Origin of the sequence: Nocardioides okcheonensis (assembly GCF_020991065.1) — a bacterium.
GTDB classification, from domain to species: Bacteria; Actinomycetota; Actinomycetes; order Propionibacteriales; family Nocardioidaceae; genus Nocardioides; species Nocardioides okcheonensis.
On record NZ_CP087710.1, the window covers coordinates 974,029 to 988,371 of the forward strand.

Annotated in this window: 12 protein-coding genes; 1 reads left to right on the plus strand and 11 read right to left on the minus strand. The window is 71.6% G+C overall.

The window, feature by feature from the left end:
• Window positions 1–39 precede the first annotated feature (39 nt).
• From LN652_RS04525 to LN652_RS04545, 5 genes are all read right to left on the minus strand, one after another.
• A complete protein-coding gene (locus LN652_RS04525; protein ID WP_230443498.1) occupies window positions 40–1,806 on the minus strand; it encodes an ABC transporter substrate-binding protein in 1,767 nt (588 codons plus the stop codon).
• Window positions 1,807–1,888: 82 nt separating this feature from the next.
• The gene (locus LN652_RS04530; protein WP_230443499.1) at window positions 1,889–2,923 is read right to left on the minus strand and encodes an ABC transporter permease; all 1,035 of its coding nucleotides are present in this window, start codon (window positions 2,921–2,923) and stop codon (window positions 1,889–1,891) included.
• A 318-nt stretch (window positions 2,924–3,241) separates the two neighbouring features.
• Window positions 3,242–5,050 (minus strand): aspartate--tRNA ligase, encoded by a 1,809-nt coding sequence (aspS, locus tag LN652_RS04535; protein WP_230443500.1) that lies wholly within the window; start codon window positions 5,048–5,050, stop codon window positions 3,242–3,244.
• Window positions 5,047–6,414, minus strand: coding sequence for a histidine--tRNA ligase (gene hisS / locus LN652_RS04540; RefSeq protein WP_230443501.1), 1,368 nt, complete (start codon window positions 6,412–6,414; stop codon window positions 5,047–5,049). The genes aspS and hisS overlap by 4 nt, the downstream gene beginning before the upstream one ends.
• Window positions 6,411–7,109, minus strand: coding sequence for an MBL fold metallo-hydrolase (locus LN652_RS04545; RefSeq protein ID WP_230443502.1), 699 nt, complete (start codon window positions 7,107–7,109; stop codon window positions 6,411–6,413). The genes hisS and LN652_RS04545 overlap by 4 nt, the downstream gene beginning before the upstream one ends.
• 111 nt (window positions 7,110–7,220) lie before the next feature.
• On the opposite strand from LN652_RS04545, the gene LN652_RS04550 reads away from it, so the two are divergent.
• Window positions 7,221–8,498: a DUF349 domain-containing protein gene (locus tag LN652_RS04550; RefSeq protein WP_230443503.1), complete on the plus strand. Its 1,278-nt coding sequence runs from the start codon at window positions 7,221–7,223 to the stop codon at window positions 8,496–8,498.
• Between the two features lie 279 nt (window positions 8,499–8,777).
• On the opposite strand, the gene LN652_RS04555 is transcribed toward LN652_RS04550, so the two are convergent.
• The 6 genes from LN652_RS04555 to ruvC all read right to left on the minus strand — a co-directional run bounded on the left by LN652_RS04555 (window position 8,778) and on the right by ruvC (window position 14,259).
• On the minus strand, window positions 8,778–11,066 hold the full coding sequence (locus LN652_RS04555) for a RelA/SpoT family protein (protein WP_230443504.1): 2,289 nt from the start codon (window positions 11,064–11,066) through the stop codon (window positions 8,778–8,780).
• A 57-nt stretch (window positions 11,067–11,123) separates the two neighbouring features.
• Complete coding sequence (locus LN652_RS04560; RefSeq protein ID WP_230443505.1) at window positions 11,124–11,672, minus strand: adenine phosphoribosyltransferase; 549 nt, start codon at window positions 11,670–11,672, stop codon at window positions 11,124–11,126.
• Window positions 11,665–11,958 carry a preprotein translocase subunit YajC gene (gene yajC, locus LN652_RS04565; RefSeq protein ID WP_230443506.1) on the minus strand — a complete coding sequence of 98 codons (294 nt, stop codon included), beginning with the start codon at window positions 11,956–11,958 and terminating at the stop codon, window positions 11,665–11,667. Before yajC ends, LN652_RS04560 begins: the two co-directional genes overlap by 8 nt.
• 69 nt (window positions 11,959–12,027) lie before the next feature.
• Window positions 12,028–13,116 (minus strand): Holliday junction branch migration DNA helicase RuvB, encoded by a 1,089-nt coding sequence (ruvB, locus tag LN652_RS04570; protein WP_230443507.1) that lies wholly within the window; start codon window positions 13,114–13,116, stop codon window positions 12,028–12,030.
• Between the two features lies 1 nt (window position 13,117).
• Window positions 13,118–13,717 (minus strand): Holliday junction branch migration protein RuvA, encoded by a 600-nt coding sequence (ruvA, locus tag LN652_RS04575; RefSeq protein ID WP_230443508.1) that lies wholly within the window; start codon window positions 13,715–13,717, stop codon window positions 13,118–13,120.
• Window positions 13,714–14,259 carry a crossover junction endodeoxyribonuclease RuvC gene (gene ruvC, locus LN652_RS04580; protein WP_230443509.1) on the minus strand — a complete coding sequence of 182 codons (546 nt, stop codon included), beginning with the start codon at window positions 14,257–14,259 and terminating at the stop codon, window positions 13,714–13,716. The genes ruvA and ruvC overlap by 4 nt, the downstream gene beginning before the upstream one ends.
• Window positions 14,260–14,343: the final 84 nt, after the last annotated feature.

Below are 14,343 nucleotides of genomic sequence, written 5' to 3' on the forward strand. Positions count from 1 at the left end.
CGGGACCGGGCGGTGCCACGGCCCCGGGGAGCGCCAGGATCACTGCATCACGTACAGGTCCTTGTAGTTCGGCGCACCGAGGGCACCGTCGCCCGTCGGGTTGCCGACCTTGGTGCCGAACACGAACAGGTCGTTGCGGAACGCGGTCGGGATGATCGGGAAGTACTCCGTCATGATCTTCTCGTCCAGCGCGCCCCAGGCGTCAGCCTGCTCCTCCTGCGGCAGGGTGGCGATGTTGTCCATCTCCTCGTCCACCGACGGCTCCGAGAAGAGCGCGGTGTTGTAGACGGCGTCCGTCTTCAGCAGCGGCGGCAGCATGGTCGAGCCGGCCGGCCAGTCGGAGCACCAGTTGACGCCACGCAGGTTCAGGGTCTTGTTGACCTTGTTGTCGGGGTCGAGCCACACGTTGTAGGGCGACTCCTGGACCGGGATGGCCTTGACCGAGAAGCCCGAGGCCTCGAAGCCCTTGGTGATCTGGTCCTGGGTGGCCTTGGCCAGCGGGTCGACCTCGTAGTAGACCATGGTGATCGGGTACGGCATCTCGACGCCGGCCTCCTCGAGGAGGGCCTTCGCCTTCTCCGGGTCGTAGGTGATCTGCTCACCGTCGACCTGGAAGTCCTTCTTGCCCGCCATGCCGGGAGGCATGACCGAGTTCGCGGGGATGCGGGTCACGTCCGGAACCTCACCGCCGGCGATCCACACGTCGCGGTACGGGTACGCGTAGGCGAGGGCCTTGCGGACGTTGATGTCGGTGATCTTGGTGTAGTCAGGCGTCAGCGTGGAGACACACTGCGACGTCTGCTGCACCAAGCGGTCACCGAGCTGGCCGTTGGCGTCGTTGTACTTGTCCGAGCCGAGGCCGGTGGACACGGCGGTCTGGCTGTCGGAGTTGTCCGAGAGCATGATCTCGTCGACCTTGGCCTGGTCCTGGTTGAACTTGAACACGAACTCGTCGGCGTACTGGTGACGGGCCGGGTCGGAGTCAGCGGACCACTGGTCGTTCTTGACGAGGACGAGCTCCTCGTTGGGCTTGTAGCTGTCGACCTTGTAGGGGCCGTTGGAGAGCGGCTTGGTGCCGTAGTTCGGCGGCTTGGACGCGTTGCCCAGCGGGGCCGGGCCCATCGCCATGAAGGCGCCCCAGTAGTCCATGTCCGGGAACGGCTTGGCCATCTTGATGGTGATGTCCTGGCCCTCGACCGAGATGCCCGACCACTTCTCGCAGTTCGGGTCCTTGCCGGTGTAGGGGCCCTCGTAGTCGGCCGCACCGTCGAAGTAGGCCTTCGAGTACTCGGTGCCGGGGCCGGACGGGAACGCCTCGGAGTCCAGCGAACGGCAGATGCCGAAGGCGACCTCCTCGGCGGTGACGGGCTTGCCGTCCTCCCACGTGGCGTCGTCACGGATGGTGAACGTCCACTCGGTGAAGTCCTCGTTGGGGGTGCCGAGGTCGGTCGCCAGGTCCGGGACCAGGATGGGCTGGCCGTCCTCGCCGCGCTTGTACTGGGTCAGCGAGCGGCTGGTGAGGGCCTGCTGGATGGAGTTGCCGGTGACCGACCAGCCAGCGGTCGGGTCGAGCGTGTCCGGACCGGGGTCGCCGGGGAGGTAGACCGTGATGGTCCCGCCCGCGGTGGCGCCCTCGATGTCGGCAGCAGGACCCTGGGCATCCTTGTCCTTGGTGCCTCCGGTCTGCTCGCCGAACTCTCGCTTCTCCCCGCCGGTGGTGCCACCGTCGTCCGACCCGCCGCCACAGGCAGCGAGGGTCAGGAGAGCGGCGCCAGCGACGAGTGCGAGCGGCTTGTTCCGCTTCATACTGTCCAGCCTTTCCTTTTTGTTCTCACCGAGGACGGCGTCTCCGGCGACGTGCGTGGTTCCCGAAGGAGCTGCGAGCAGCTCAGCGGCGGGTCTTGGGGTCCAGGGCGTCGCGGATCGCGTCGCCGAGGAGGTTGAGGGCCAGCACCAGCGCGACGATGCCGAGGAGCGGCTGCCACAGGAACTGGGGGTAGTCACGGAAGTACGTCGGCGTCGCGGCCCGCAGGATCGTCTGGCCCCACGAGATGCCGTCGGAGACGCCGATGCCGAGGTAGGCCAGGCCGGCCTCGGCGGCGACGAACGCGGGCAGCATCAGCGACACGCTGATGATGATCGGCGCGGCCAGGTTGGGCAGCAGCTCCTTGAACAGGATGCGGGAGGTCGGCATGCCCATCACGCGGGCGGCCTGCACGAACTCGCGCTCGCGCAGCGCGAGCACCTCGCCGCGGATCAGGCGCGCGGTGCCCATCCACCCGAAGAGCGCCAGCACGCCGACCAGGCTGAGCTTCTGGATGGTCTGGTAGTTGTCCGAGAGGTTGAACCGCTCGTTGAGGATCGGGGCCAGCGTGAGCGCGGCCAGCAGGAACGGGATGGTCAGGAACATGTCGATGAAGAACGACAGCACCTTGTCGACCGCACCGCCGAGGAAGCCGGCCAGCAGGCCGACGATCACGCCGACGAGGCTCGCGACGAGCGTGGCGACCGTGGCGATCAGCAGCGAGGTGCGGCAGCCGTAGAGCCAGTAGGCCAGGTTGTCGTTGCCGGTCTGCGGCGCCACGCCCATCGGGTGGTCCCAGGTGAACGGGCCGTTGGGCGGGCCCATCTCGGGCAGCGGCAGCGAGTTGTTGAGGCCGTCGACGCGCTCGCTGGCGAGCGGGGTCGCCAGGCTCACGCCGAAGAGGTCGGCGATCGGGCCGGCGAAGGCGGCGCAGATCACGAAGAACAGCACGACGACGGCGCAGACGACGGCGATCTTGTCCTTGGCGAGTCGCCCCAGCGCGATCCGGAGCGGGGACTTGCCCGCGAACTCCTTCTCCTGCTTGCTGTTGGGGTCCTGGTGGTCCGGCTCCTGGCTCAACGAGCCCAGCGTCTCCGGTCCTGCGGTCTCTGCCGACATGCTCTCCCCATCTGGTTCGGGACTTTCGCGGCGCGGTCCGAGGGTCCCCCGGGCCCCTGCGCCGAACGGGACTCTATGTGACCCGCGCCGCACGGACGATCACCGACGGGTAACGATCCCGTTACGACGCGTTCGTCCGCGGGCCCCGGCAAACCTCAGGCCGTTCGGTCATCGGACGGGACGTCCTCCGTCGAGGAGGCGCGTGCGAGGCAGGTCCTTCCACGCAGACGTGCCCCCGCAGCCCCGGGGTCCCGGGGTTGCGGGGGCACGGTCTCGAACGCCGTCGAGGACGCCGCAGAGGGCGGCAGGAGGCGCCTGTCAGGCGGGTGCGCCGGTCCCCTCGACCGGCTCCGCCGCGGCCGGCTTCGCGTCAACACCGGCCTCCTTGCGCTGCTCGGGCGTGATCGGCGCGGGGGCCGCGGTGAGCGGGTCGTAGCCGCCGCCCGACTTGGGGAACGCGATCACGTCGCGGATCGAGTCGCTGCCGGCGAGCATCGCGACGATGCGGTCCATGCCGACCGCGATGCCGCCGTGCGGGGGCGCGCCGAACTTGAAGGCGTCGAGCAGGAAGCCGAACTTCTCCTGCGCCTCCTCCTCGCCGAGACCCATCACCTTGAAGACCCGCTTCTGCACGTCGCCGCGGTGGATACGGATCGACCCGCCGCCCAGCTCGTTGCCGTTGCAGACGATGTCGTAGGCGTAGGCCAGCGCGCTGCCGGGATCGGTGTCGAAGGTGTCGACGTACTCGGGCTTGGGGCTGGTGAACGCGTGGTGGACGGCCGTCCACGCACCCGCACCGACCGCGACGTCGCCGCTCGCGACCGCGTCGGAGCTCGGCTCGAACAGCGGCGCGTCGACCACCCAGGTGAAGGCGAAGGTCGACTCGTCGAGCATCCCGCCGCGGCGACCGATCTCGAGCCGGGCGGCGCCGAGCAGCGCGCGGCTGCTCTTGACCGGACCGGCGGCGAAGAAGATGCAGTCACCGGGCGACGCGCCGACGTGGGCAGCGAGGCCCTCGCGCTCGGCGTCGGTGAGGTTCTTGGCGACCGGGCCGCCGAGCTCGCCGTCCTCCGCGATCGTGACGTAGGCCAGGCCCTTGGCGCCGCGCTGCTTGGCCCAGTCCTGCCACGCGTCGAACTGGCGGCGCGGCTGGCTGCCACCGCCCGGCATCACGACGGCACCGACGTAGTCGGCCTGGAAGACGCGGAACGTCGTGTCCTTGAAGTAGTCCGTGCACTCGACGAGCTCGAGGCCCATCCGGAGGTCGGGCTTGTCCGAGCCGTACTTCTCCATCGCCTCGGCGTAGGTCATCCGCGGCAGCGGTCGCTCGATGGTGTGGCCGGCCTGCGCCCACATCGCCTCGAGGACGTCCTCCATCAGCTCGATGACGTCCTCCTGGTCCACGAAGCTCATCTCGATGTCGAGCTGGGTGAACTCGGGCTGGCGGTCGGCGCGGAAGTCCTCGTCGCGGTAGCAGCGCGCGATCTGGTAGTAGCGCTCCATGCCGCCGACCATGAGCAGCTGCTTGAACAGCTGCGGGCTCTGCGGCAGGGCGTACCAGCTGCCGGGCGCCAGGCGGGCCGGGACGAGGAAGTCGCGCGCGCCCTCGGGGGTCGAGCGGGTCAGGGTGGGCGTCTCCACCTCGACGAAGTCGCGGGCGTCCAGCACGTCGCGGGCCGCCTTGTTGATCTTGCTGCGCAGGCGCAGGGCCGCGTTGGGGCCGGAGCGGCGCAGGTCGAGGTAGCGGTGCTTGAGGCGGGCCTCCTCCCCCACGTCGCCGCCCTTGTGGCCCTGGGCGTCGTCGATCGGGAACGGCAGCGGCGCCGACTCCGAGAGCACCTCGACGTCGGTGGCGACGACCTCGACGTCCCCGGTCGCGAGGTTCGGGTTCTCGTTGCCGGCCTTGCGGGCCACGACCTCGCCGGTGACCGTCAGGCAGTACTCGCTGCGCAGGCTGTGGGCCACGTCCTCGTCGCGCACGACGACCTGCACGACCCCGCTGGCCTCGCGGAGGTCCAGGAACGCCACGCCGCCGTGGTCGCGCCGACGCGCCACCCACCCGGCGAGCGTGACGGTCTGGCCGACGTGGTCGGCGCGCAGGGCGCCGGCGTCATGGGTGCGGATCACTGGTTCTCCTCGGTTTCACTGACGGTGCTGATGACGGTGGGCCGGAGGTCGCGCTCCGGCGGTGTCCAGGTGGCGGGGTCGGCGGCGACCTGCTCCCCGGTGCGGATGTCCTTGACCTGGTGCTGGACCTGGCCGGTCCCGGCGTCCGCCTGGACGAACCAGACGAACGGGATGCCGCGGCGCTCGGCGAAGCGGATCTGCTTGCCGAACTTCGCCGGGGACGGCGCGACCTCGCACGCGACGTCGCGGGCGCGGAGGGCGGCGGCGACACCTGCGCTGGCGGCGCGGTCGTCCTCGGTGTTGAGGGCGACCAGCACGGCGCTCGGCACGGGCCGGCTGCCGGAGAGCACGCCGTCGGCGATCAGCGGGACGAGCGTGCGGGACACGCCGAACGACACGCCGACGCCGGGATAGGTCGTACGACCGTCGCTCGCGAGCGCGTCGTAGCGCCCGCCCCCGCCGACCGACTTCAGCCGCTCGTAGCCCTCCATGAAGATCTCGACGACGGTGCCGGTGTAGTAGTCGAGGCCGCGCGCGATGCGGAGGTTGGCCTCGACGTCGACCCGGTCGCCGGCGACCGCCCGGCAGCCCTCGACGACCGCGGCGAGCTCCTCGAGCCCCTGCTCGAGCAGGTCGTCGGTGACGCCGAGGGCACGCACCCGCTCGACGAACGAGGTGTCCGCCACCCGGATGGTCGCGAGGTCGAGGCAGCGCTGCGCCTGCTCGGGCGTGGTGCCGACCCGCTCCACCAGCATCCGCGCGACCTCCTCGCCCGGCAGCTTGTCGAGCTTGTCGATCACCCGGATCGCGTCGGTGACGTCGTCGATCCCGAGGCCGCGGTAGAAGCCCTGGATCAGCTTGCGGTTGTTGAACTGGAAGGACACGCGCGGGATCGGGAGGCCGGCCAGCGCGTCGACCATCACCGCCATCACCTCCACGTCGTGGTGGAAGGGCAGGTCGTCGCGCCCGACGATGTCGACGTCGGCCTGGGTGAACTGGCGGTAGCGGCCCTCCTGCGGGCGCTCGCCGCGCCAGGCGGGCTGGACCTGGAAGCGCCGGAACGGGAACTCGAGGTGCCCGGCGTGCTCGAGGACGTAGCGGGCGAACGGCACGGTGAGGTCGAAGTGGAGGCCGACCTCGGCCTTCGCGTCGGCGTCGGCGTTGATCCGCTGGAGGACGTAGATCTCCTTGTCGACCTCGCCGCCCTTCGCGAGCCGCTCGACCGGCTCCACGACGCGCGTCTCGATGTTGGCGAAGCCGTGCAGCTCGAAGGTCCGGCTCAGCGAGGCGATCACCTCGCGCTCGACGGCGCGCTGCGAGGGCAGCAGCTCGGGGAACCCGCTCAGCGGGGCGATCTTGCTCATCGGAGGTCCTGTCTGGGGTCCTGGACGAGGTCCTGGAGGTACGGGTTGGTGGCGCGCTCGCGCCCGATCGAGGTCTGCTCGCCGTGGCCCGGCAGGACCACGACGTCGTCGGCGAGCGGCAGCACCTTGTCGGTGAGGCTGCGCAGCATCGTGGCGTGGTCACCGCCCGGCAGGTCGGTGCGACCGATCGAGCCCGCGAAGAGGAGGTCGCCGGAGAACATCACCTCGGACACGTCCTGCTGGGCGTGCGGCGTGCGGAAGGTGACCGATCCCTGCGTGTGCCCCGGGGTGTGGTCGACGACGAACCGCAGCCCGGCGAGCTCGAGCTCGGCCAGGTCCGCCAGCTCGCGGACGTCGTCCGGCTCGGCCCACGAGTAGTCGCCACCCAGCAGCATCTGGGTGGTCTCCCGGCTCATCCCGGCCATCGGGTCCGAGAGCAGGTGCCGGTCGGCCGGATGGATCCACGCGGTCGCGTCGTAGGTCCCGGCGACCGGCGCCACGCACCACATGTGGTCGACGTGGCCGTGGGTCACCAGCACGCTGACCGGCTTGAGCCGGTGCTCGCGCACCACCTGGTCGACGCCGGCGGCGGAGTCCTTGCCGGGGTCGATGACGACGCACTCCGCGCCGGGTCCCGTCGCCACGACGTAGCAGTTGGTCCCCCAGGGGCCGGCGGGGAAACCAGCGATGAACACAGGCGTCAGTCCTTGCAGGGGCTCGGGGGCGGCACGATCGGGCGGACGGGTGGCGCCCGCCGGACGGAAGCCTACCGAGGCCCGTCCGGGGCATGACTACGATGGGCGACCATGAGCGCCGACCAGCAGTCCCAGGCCGACCCGACCCCCGGCGCGAACGCCTGGGGTCGCGTGGCCGAGGACGGCACCGTCTATGTCCGCACCGCCGATGGCGAACGATCCGTCGGGTCCTACGAGGCCGGCACGCCGGCCGAGGCCCTGGCGTTCTTCACCAAGCGCTTCGACGAGCTGGAGGGCAAGGTCCGCCTGCTCGAGCAGCGCGTCGCGTCCGGACGTCTGGCGCCGGAGGAGGCCGGCTCCTCGATCAAGTCGCTGCGCGAGCAGGTCGTCGACGCCCACGCCGTCGGCGACCTCGTGTCGCTCGCCGCCCGCCTCGACGCGCTCGCACCGGTGGTGGCCGCCCAGCGCTCCGCCCGCAAGGAGGAGCGTGCCCAGAAGAGCGCGGAGGCCAAGGCGCAGAAGGAGCAGCTGGTCGCCGAGGCGGAGAAGCTCGCCGCCGGCACGGACTGGCGCAACGGCGCCAACCGGCTGCGCGACCTGCTCGCCACGTGGAAGGAGCTGCCCCGGCTCGACCGGGCCACCGACGACGCGCTCTGGCGGCGGTTCTCGACCGCCCGCACCACCTACACCCGCCACCGCAAGGCGCACTTCGCCGAGGAGCACGAGCGCCGCGACGGTGCCCGCGTGGTCAAGGAGCGCCTGGCCACCGAGGCGGAGGCTCTCGCCACCTCCACCGACTGGGGCCCGACCGCCGGCCGCTACCGCGACCTGATGCGCGAGTGGAAGGCCGCCGGCCCCGCACCGCGCGAGGTCGACGACCAGCTCTGGCAGCGCTTCCGCGGGGCCCAGGACACGTTCTTCGGCGCCCGTGACGCCGCCAACGCGGCCCTCGACGAGGAGTTCGCCGCCAACGCCGAGGTCAAGGACGCGATCCTCGTCGAGGCCGAGGCGCTCGTCCCGCTGGCCCAGGCGGGCGGGGCCGACCTCGAGGCGGCCAAGAAGTCCTTCCGCGACCTCGCCGACCGCTGGGACGCCGCCGGCAAGGTCCCGCGCGACCGGATGAAGGAGCTCGAGGGCCGGATGCGCAAGGTCGAGCAGGCCATCCGCGCCGTCGAGGACGAGCAGTGGAGCCGCAGCGACCCGGAGAAGTCCGCGCGCGCCGACGACATGATCGCCAAGCTCGAGGCGGGCATCGCCGAGACGCAGGCCAAGCTCGACAAGGCCACCGCCGCCGGCGACGACCGCAAGGTCAAGGACCTCGAGTCCGAGCTCGCCAACAAGCAGGCCTTCCTCGACATGGCCCGCAAGGCCGCCGCCGACTTCGGCTGACCGGGCACTTCCTCGCGCTGGCGAGGCCCGACCGGGCACTTCCTCGCGCTGGCGAGGCCCCACCGGGCACTTCCTCGCGCTGGCGAGGCCCCACCGGGCACTTCCTCGCGCTGGCAGCGGCGCCACAGCGCGAGGAACTGCCCGCTCGGCACGATCCAGCGCGACGAAGCGCCCGCTCGGCGTGATCCAGCGCGACGAAGTGCCCGCTCGGCGTGATCCAGCGCGACGAAGTGCCCGCTCGGCACGATCCAGCGCGAGGAAGTGCCCGCTTGGCGGGGGCTACGCGGTGACGCGGTAGGCGTCGAAGACGCCCGGCACGGCGCGTACGGCCCGGAGCACGCCGTCGAGGTGGGCGGCGTCGGCCATCTCGAAGGAGAACCGGCTCTTGGCGACCCGGTCGCGGGTGGTGGAGAGGGTCGCGCTGAGGATGTTCACGTGGGCGTCGGAGAGCGCCATCGTGATGTCGGAGAGCAGGCGCGCCCGGTCGAGCGCCTCGACCTGGATGTTGACCAGGAACGTGGTCTGCGACGTGGGCGCCCACTCGACCTCCAGCACCCGCTCGGGCTGGTTGAGCAGGCTGGCGGCGTTGGTGCAGTCCTTGCGGTGCACCGACACCCCGCCGCCCTTGGTGACGAAGCCGAGGATCGGGTCGGGCGGGACCGGGGTGCAGCACTTGGCGAGCTTGACCCACAGGTCGTCGACGCCGCGGACGATCACGCCGGCGTCGGTCGGGCCGGGCTTGGCGGCGCGCGAGCGACCGGTGATGGTGACGCCCTCGGCGAGGTCCTCGGCCGCGCCGTCGTCGCCACCGTGCAGGTCGATGACCCGGCGGACCACGGCCTGGGCGCTGAGGTTGCCCTCGCCGACCGCGGCGTAGAGCGCGGACACGTCGGCGTGGTGGAAGTGCTCGGCCACCAGGGCCAGCACGTCGTGGGTCATCAGCCGGTTGAGGGGCAGGCCCTCCTTGCGCATGAGCTTGGCGATCTGGTCCTTGCCGCGCTCGATCGCCTCCTCGCGGCGCTCCTTGGTGAACCACTGGCGGATCTTGGAGCGGGCGCGCGGCGACTGCACGAAGTTGAGCCAGTCGCGCGAGGGGCCGGCGGTGGGCGCCTTGGAGGTGAACACCTCGACGACGTCGCCGTTGTCGAGGGTGGACTCCAGCGGGACCAGGCGGCCGTTGACCCGTGAGCCGATCGTGTGGTGCCCGACCTCGGTGTGCACGGCGTAGGCGAAGTCCACGGGGGTCGAGCCGGCCGGGAGCGGGATCACGTCGCCGCGGGGCGTGAAGACGTAGACCTGCGCCTGGTTCATCTCGAAGCGCAGCGACTCCAGGAACTCCCCCGGGTCCTCGACCTCGCTCTGCCAGTCGAGCAGCTGGCGCACCCAGGTCATGTCGTCCCGGTCGCCGAGCTTGTCGGTGTCGACGCCCGCCTTGTTGTTCTCCTTGTACTTCCAGTGCGCGGCGACGCCGTACTCGGCGCGACGGTGCTGGGAGAAGGTCCGGATCTGCACCTCGACCGGCTTGCCCTGCGGGCCGATCACGGTCGTGTGCAGCGACTGGTACATGTTGAACTTCGGCATCGCGACGTAGTCCTTGAACCGCCCCAGCACCGGGTTCCACCGCGAGTGGATGACGCCGAGCGCGCTGTAGCAGTCGCGGTCCTCGTCGACGAGGATCCGGATGCCGACCAGGTCGTAGATGTCGGAGAAGTCGCGGCCGCCGACGATCATCTTCTGGTAGATCGAGTAGTAGTGCTTCGGGCGCCCGGTCACCTTGGCGTTGATCTTCGACGACTTGAGGTCGGCCTCGATGTCGGAGACCACCTCGGCGAGGAACTGGTCGCGCGAGGGCGCCCGCTCGGCCACCATCCGGACGATCTCGTCGTAGATCTTCGGGTGGAGGGTCGCGAACGCGAGGTCCTCGAGCTCCCACTTGAGGGTGTTCATGCCGAGCCGGTGGGCCAGCGGGGCGTAGATGTCGAGCGTCTCGCGCGAGGACCGCTCCTGCGAGGCCGCCGGGACGTAGCGCAGGGTGCGCATGTTGTGCAGCCGGTCGGCCAGCTTGATGACGAGCACCCGGATGTCGCGGGCCATCGCCACGATCATCTTGCGGATCGTCTCGGCCTGCGCCGAGTCGCCGTACTGGACCTTGTCGAGCTTGGTGACACCGTCGACCAGCAGCGCGACCTCGTCACCGAAGTCGGCGCGGAGCTCCTCGAGCGTGTAGGGCGTGTCCTCGACCGTGTCGTGCAGCAGCGCCGCGACCAGGGTCGGCTCGGTCATGCCGATGTCGGCCAGGATCGTCGTCACCGCGAGCGGGTGGGTGATGTAGGGGTCGCCGCTCTTGCGCATCTGGCCGGTGTGCCACTTGTCGGCCACGTGGTACGCGCGCTCGAGCAGCGCCAGGTCGGCCTTGGGGTGGTTGGCCCGCACCGCGCGGAACAACGGCTCCAGCACGGGGTTCGACGACGGCGGCCGGGTGCCGACCCGGGCGAGCCGGGCGCGCATGCCGCGAGCGGTCAGCGGGGCCGACCTCGTCTCCTGCGCGGGCCCCTGCTCCTCTGCCATTGCCCCAGTCTAGTGAGGGGTCGCGAGCCGCGGACGCGGGTCCGCCCGGCCGGCGCCTCAGATGGTCAGCAGCGTCTCGACCGGGAGGTCGCCCGTGGTGGCCCGGGGGTCGAGGAAGCTCAGCTCCATCAGCACCGACACGGCCGTCGCCACTCCCCCGCAGGACTCGACGAGGCGGCGGGTCGCGGCCACCGTGCCGCCGGTGGCGAGCACGTCGTCGACGAGCAGGACCCGCTCGCCGGGGGCGATCGCGTCACGGTGCAGCTCGAGGGTCGCCTCGCCGTACTCCAGGGTGTAGGAGACGGCGTGGGTGTCGCGGGGCAGCTTGCCGGCCTTGCGCACCGGCACGAAGCCGACGCCGAGCGCCAGGGCCACCGGTGCGGCGAGGATGAACCCGCGGGCCTCCATGCCGACCACCTTGTCGACCGCGACGGCGCCGTGCTCGTCGCGGCCGGCCGCGGCGAGCGCGGTGATGACGGCCGAGAAGGCGTCGTGGTCGGCGAGGACCGGGGTGATGTCCTTGAACGTCACACCGGGCTCGGGCCAGTCCTCGACGTCGACCGTGAGCCGGCTCAGCGCCTCCGCGGCCGCCTGCCGCTCAGGCATCGCCGGGCTCGTCGGCCTGGCCGAGCACCGGCTCGTCGACCTTCGCGATCGCCGCGCGGGCGATCTCGATCTGGGTGCCGGGCGCGATCTCGAGCCGGGCGCGGTCGTCGGTGAGCGAGACGACGGTGCCGAAGACGCCGGACGACATCATGACGCGCTGGCCGACCTGGATGCTCTGCTGCAGCGAGACCACCTCGCGCTGGCGTCGCTGCTGCGGCCGGATCACCATGAACCAGAAGAGGGCCACGATGGCCACCAGGGGCAGGAGGGCGGCGAGGTCGTTCACGGGTGGGATCTCCTGGAGAGGTCGGGGGTGCGTGAGCGCCGCGAGTCTACGCGGGGCTCCCCGGCCGCCTCACACCTCGTCGAACAGCGTGGAGTCGACCGTGGCGACGGCGGGCGGCGTGAGGCCGAGGTGGTGCCAGGCGGCCGGCGTGGCGATCCGGCCGCGCGGCGTGCGGGCGAGCATGCCCATCCGGACCAGGAACGGCTCGGCGACCTCCTCCACCGTCTCGCGCTCCTCACCGACCGCGACGGCGAGGGTCGAGACGCCGACCGGACCGCCGCCGAAGCGGCGGCAGAGCACGTCGAGGACCGCCCGGTCGAGCCGGTCGAGCCCGGACTCGTCGACCTCGAACAGGTCCAGCGCGGCCCGCGCGACCGGGAGCGAGAGCACGCCGTCGGCCCGCACCTGGGCGTAGTCGCGCACGCGCCGCAGCAGGCGGTTGGCGATGCGCGGGGTGCCGCGGGAGCGGGACGCGATCTCGCCGGAGCCCTCGGAGGTGAGGTGCACGCCGAGCAGGCCCGCCGAGCGGTGCACGATCCGGTCGAGCTCGTCGGGCTCGTAGAACTCGAGGTGGGCGGTGAAGCCGAACCGGTCGCGCAGGGGCCCGGGCAGCAGGCCGGCCCGGGTGGTGGCACCGACCAGGGTGAACGGCGGGATCTCGAGCGGGATCGCGGTCGCGCCGGGGCCCTTGCCGATGACGACGTCGACCCGGAAGTCCTCCATCGCCATGTAGAGCATCTCCTCGGCCGGCCGCGACATCCGGTGGATCTCGTCCACGAAGAGGACGTCGCCCTCGTTGAGCCCGGAGAGGATCGCGGCCAGGTCACCGGCGTGGGTGATCGCGGGACCGCTGGTGAGGCGCAGCGGGGTGCTCATCTCGGCCGCGATGATCATCGCGAGCGTGGTCTTGCCGAGCCCGGGTGGGCCGGAGAGCAGGACGTGGTCGGGCGCGCGCCCGCGGCGTCGGGCGGCCTCGAGCACCAGCCCGAGCTGGTCGCGCACCCGCGCCTGGCCGACGACCTCGTCGAGGGTCTTGGGCCGCAGCGCCGCCTCGACGGCACGGTCGTCGCCGTCGGCCTCGGCGTCGGTCAGGCGCTGCAGGTGGGCGAGCTCGGCCCCGCTCAGCTCGTCGTCGACGTCGGTGTCGTCCCAGTTCATCTCACGCCCTGCTCAGGGTGCGCAGCGCGGCGCGCAGCAGCGCACCGACGTCGGGGGCGTCGCCGGCCTGGTCGGCCACCGCGTCGACCGCCTTCTCCGACTCCTTCGCCGACCAGCCGAGCCCGACGAGGCCCTGCTGGACCTGGGCGCGCCACGGCTCCCCCGCGTGCGGCGCTGCCACGGCGTGGGCGCCGCCGGTCGGCGGGCCGATCCGGTCCTTGAGCTCGAGGATGATCCGCTGGGCGCCCTTCTGACCGATCCCGGGCACGCGGGTCAGGGCCTTGACGTCCTCGGCGGCGATCGCGCGGCGCACGTCGTCGGGGCTCATCACCGCGACGATCGCCTGCGCGACCTTGGGCCCGACACCCGAGGCGGTCTGGGCGATCTCGAAGACCTGCTTCTCGTCCTCGTCGAGGAACCCGAAGACCGTGAGGCTGTCCTCGCGCACCACCATGCTGGTGGGCAGCCTGGCCTCACGTCCCACGCGCAGGGTGGCGAGGGTGCCGGGGGTGCACATCAGCTCGAGACCCACGCCGCCGACCTCGAGGACGGCGCTGGTGAGCGTGACGGCGGCGACCTCGCCGCGGACGAAGGCGATCATCGGGACCTCACGGGATAGCTGGTACGTCGGGGGCCGGCCTGGGCGACGGCGGCCTCGAGCCGGCTGGCGGCCGAGCCGCGCCAGACGTGGGTGATCGCGAGCGCGAGCGCGTCGGCGGCGTCGGCCGGCTTCGGCGGCTCGGCGAGCCGGAGGATGCGGACGACCATCGCGCCGACCTGGGCCTTGTCGGCGCGGCCGTTGCCGGAGACGGCGGCCTTGACCTCGCTGGGGGTGTGCATCGCGATCGGCAGCCCGCGGCGGGCGGCGACCACCAGCGCGATGCCGCTGGCCTGGGCGGTGCCCATGATGGTGCTGGAGTCGGAGCGGGCGAACACCCGCTCCACGGCCACCGCGTCGGGGCGGTGCTCCTCGATCCAGGCGTCGAGGCCCTTCTCGATGCTCACCAGGCGCTCGGCGATCGGGAGCGTGGAGCTGGTCCGGATCACGCCGACGTCGACCATCGAGAGCGGTCGCCCGACGCTGCCGTCGACCACGCCGACGCCGCACCGGGTCAGCCCGGGGTCGATGCCGAGCACGCGCACGCTGTCCCCTTCCGTCGGCGTCCGAACAGGTGTTCGTGCGCCACGCTATCCCGCCGCGGGCGTCGTCGGCCGTCCGACACGCGC

What these genes read in the sequence shown, in the direction of transcription:
- ruvB (WP_230443507.1), bottom strand. Translation starts at nt 13,116, where the DNA reads ATGAACTGGGACGACACCGACGTCGACGACGAGCTGAGCGGGGCCGAG.
- LN652_RS04560 (WP_230443505.1), bottom strand. Translation starts at nt 11,672, where the DNA reads ATGCCTGAGCGGCAGGCGGCCGCGGAGGCGCTGAGCCGGCTCACGGTC.
- LN652_RS04525 (WP_230443498.1), bottom strand. Translation starts at nt 1,806, where the DNA reads ATGAAGCGGAACAAGCCGCTCGCACTCGTCGCTGGCGCCGCTCTCCTG.
- ruvA (WP_230443508.1), bottom strand. Translation starts at nt 13,717, where the DNA reads ATGATCGCCTTCGTCCGCGGCGAGGTCGCCGCCGTCACGCTCACCAGC.
- LN652_RS04550 (WP_230443503.1), top strand. Translation starts at nt 7,221, where the DNA reads ATGAGCGCCGACCAGCAGTCCCAGGCCGACCCGACCCCCGGCGCGAAC.
- LN652_RS04555 (WP_230443504.1), bottom strand. Translation starts at nt 11,066, where the DNA reads ATGGCAGAGGAGCAGGGGCCCGCGCAGGAGACGAGGTCGGCCCCGCTG.
- hisS (WP_230443501.1), bottom strand. Translation starts at nt 6,414, where the DNA reads ATGAGCAAGATCGCCCCGCTGAGCGGGTTCCCCGAGCTGCTGCCCTCG.
- LN652_RS04530 (WP_230443499.1), bottom strand. Translation starts at nt 2,923, where the DNA reads ATGTCGGCAGAGACCGCAGGACCGGAGACGCTGGGCTCGTTGAGCCAG.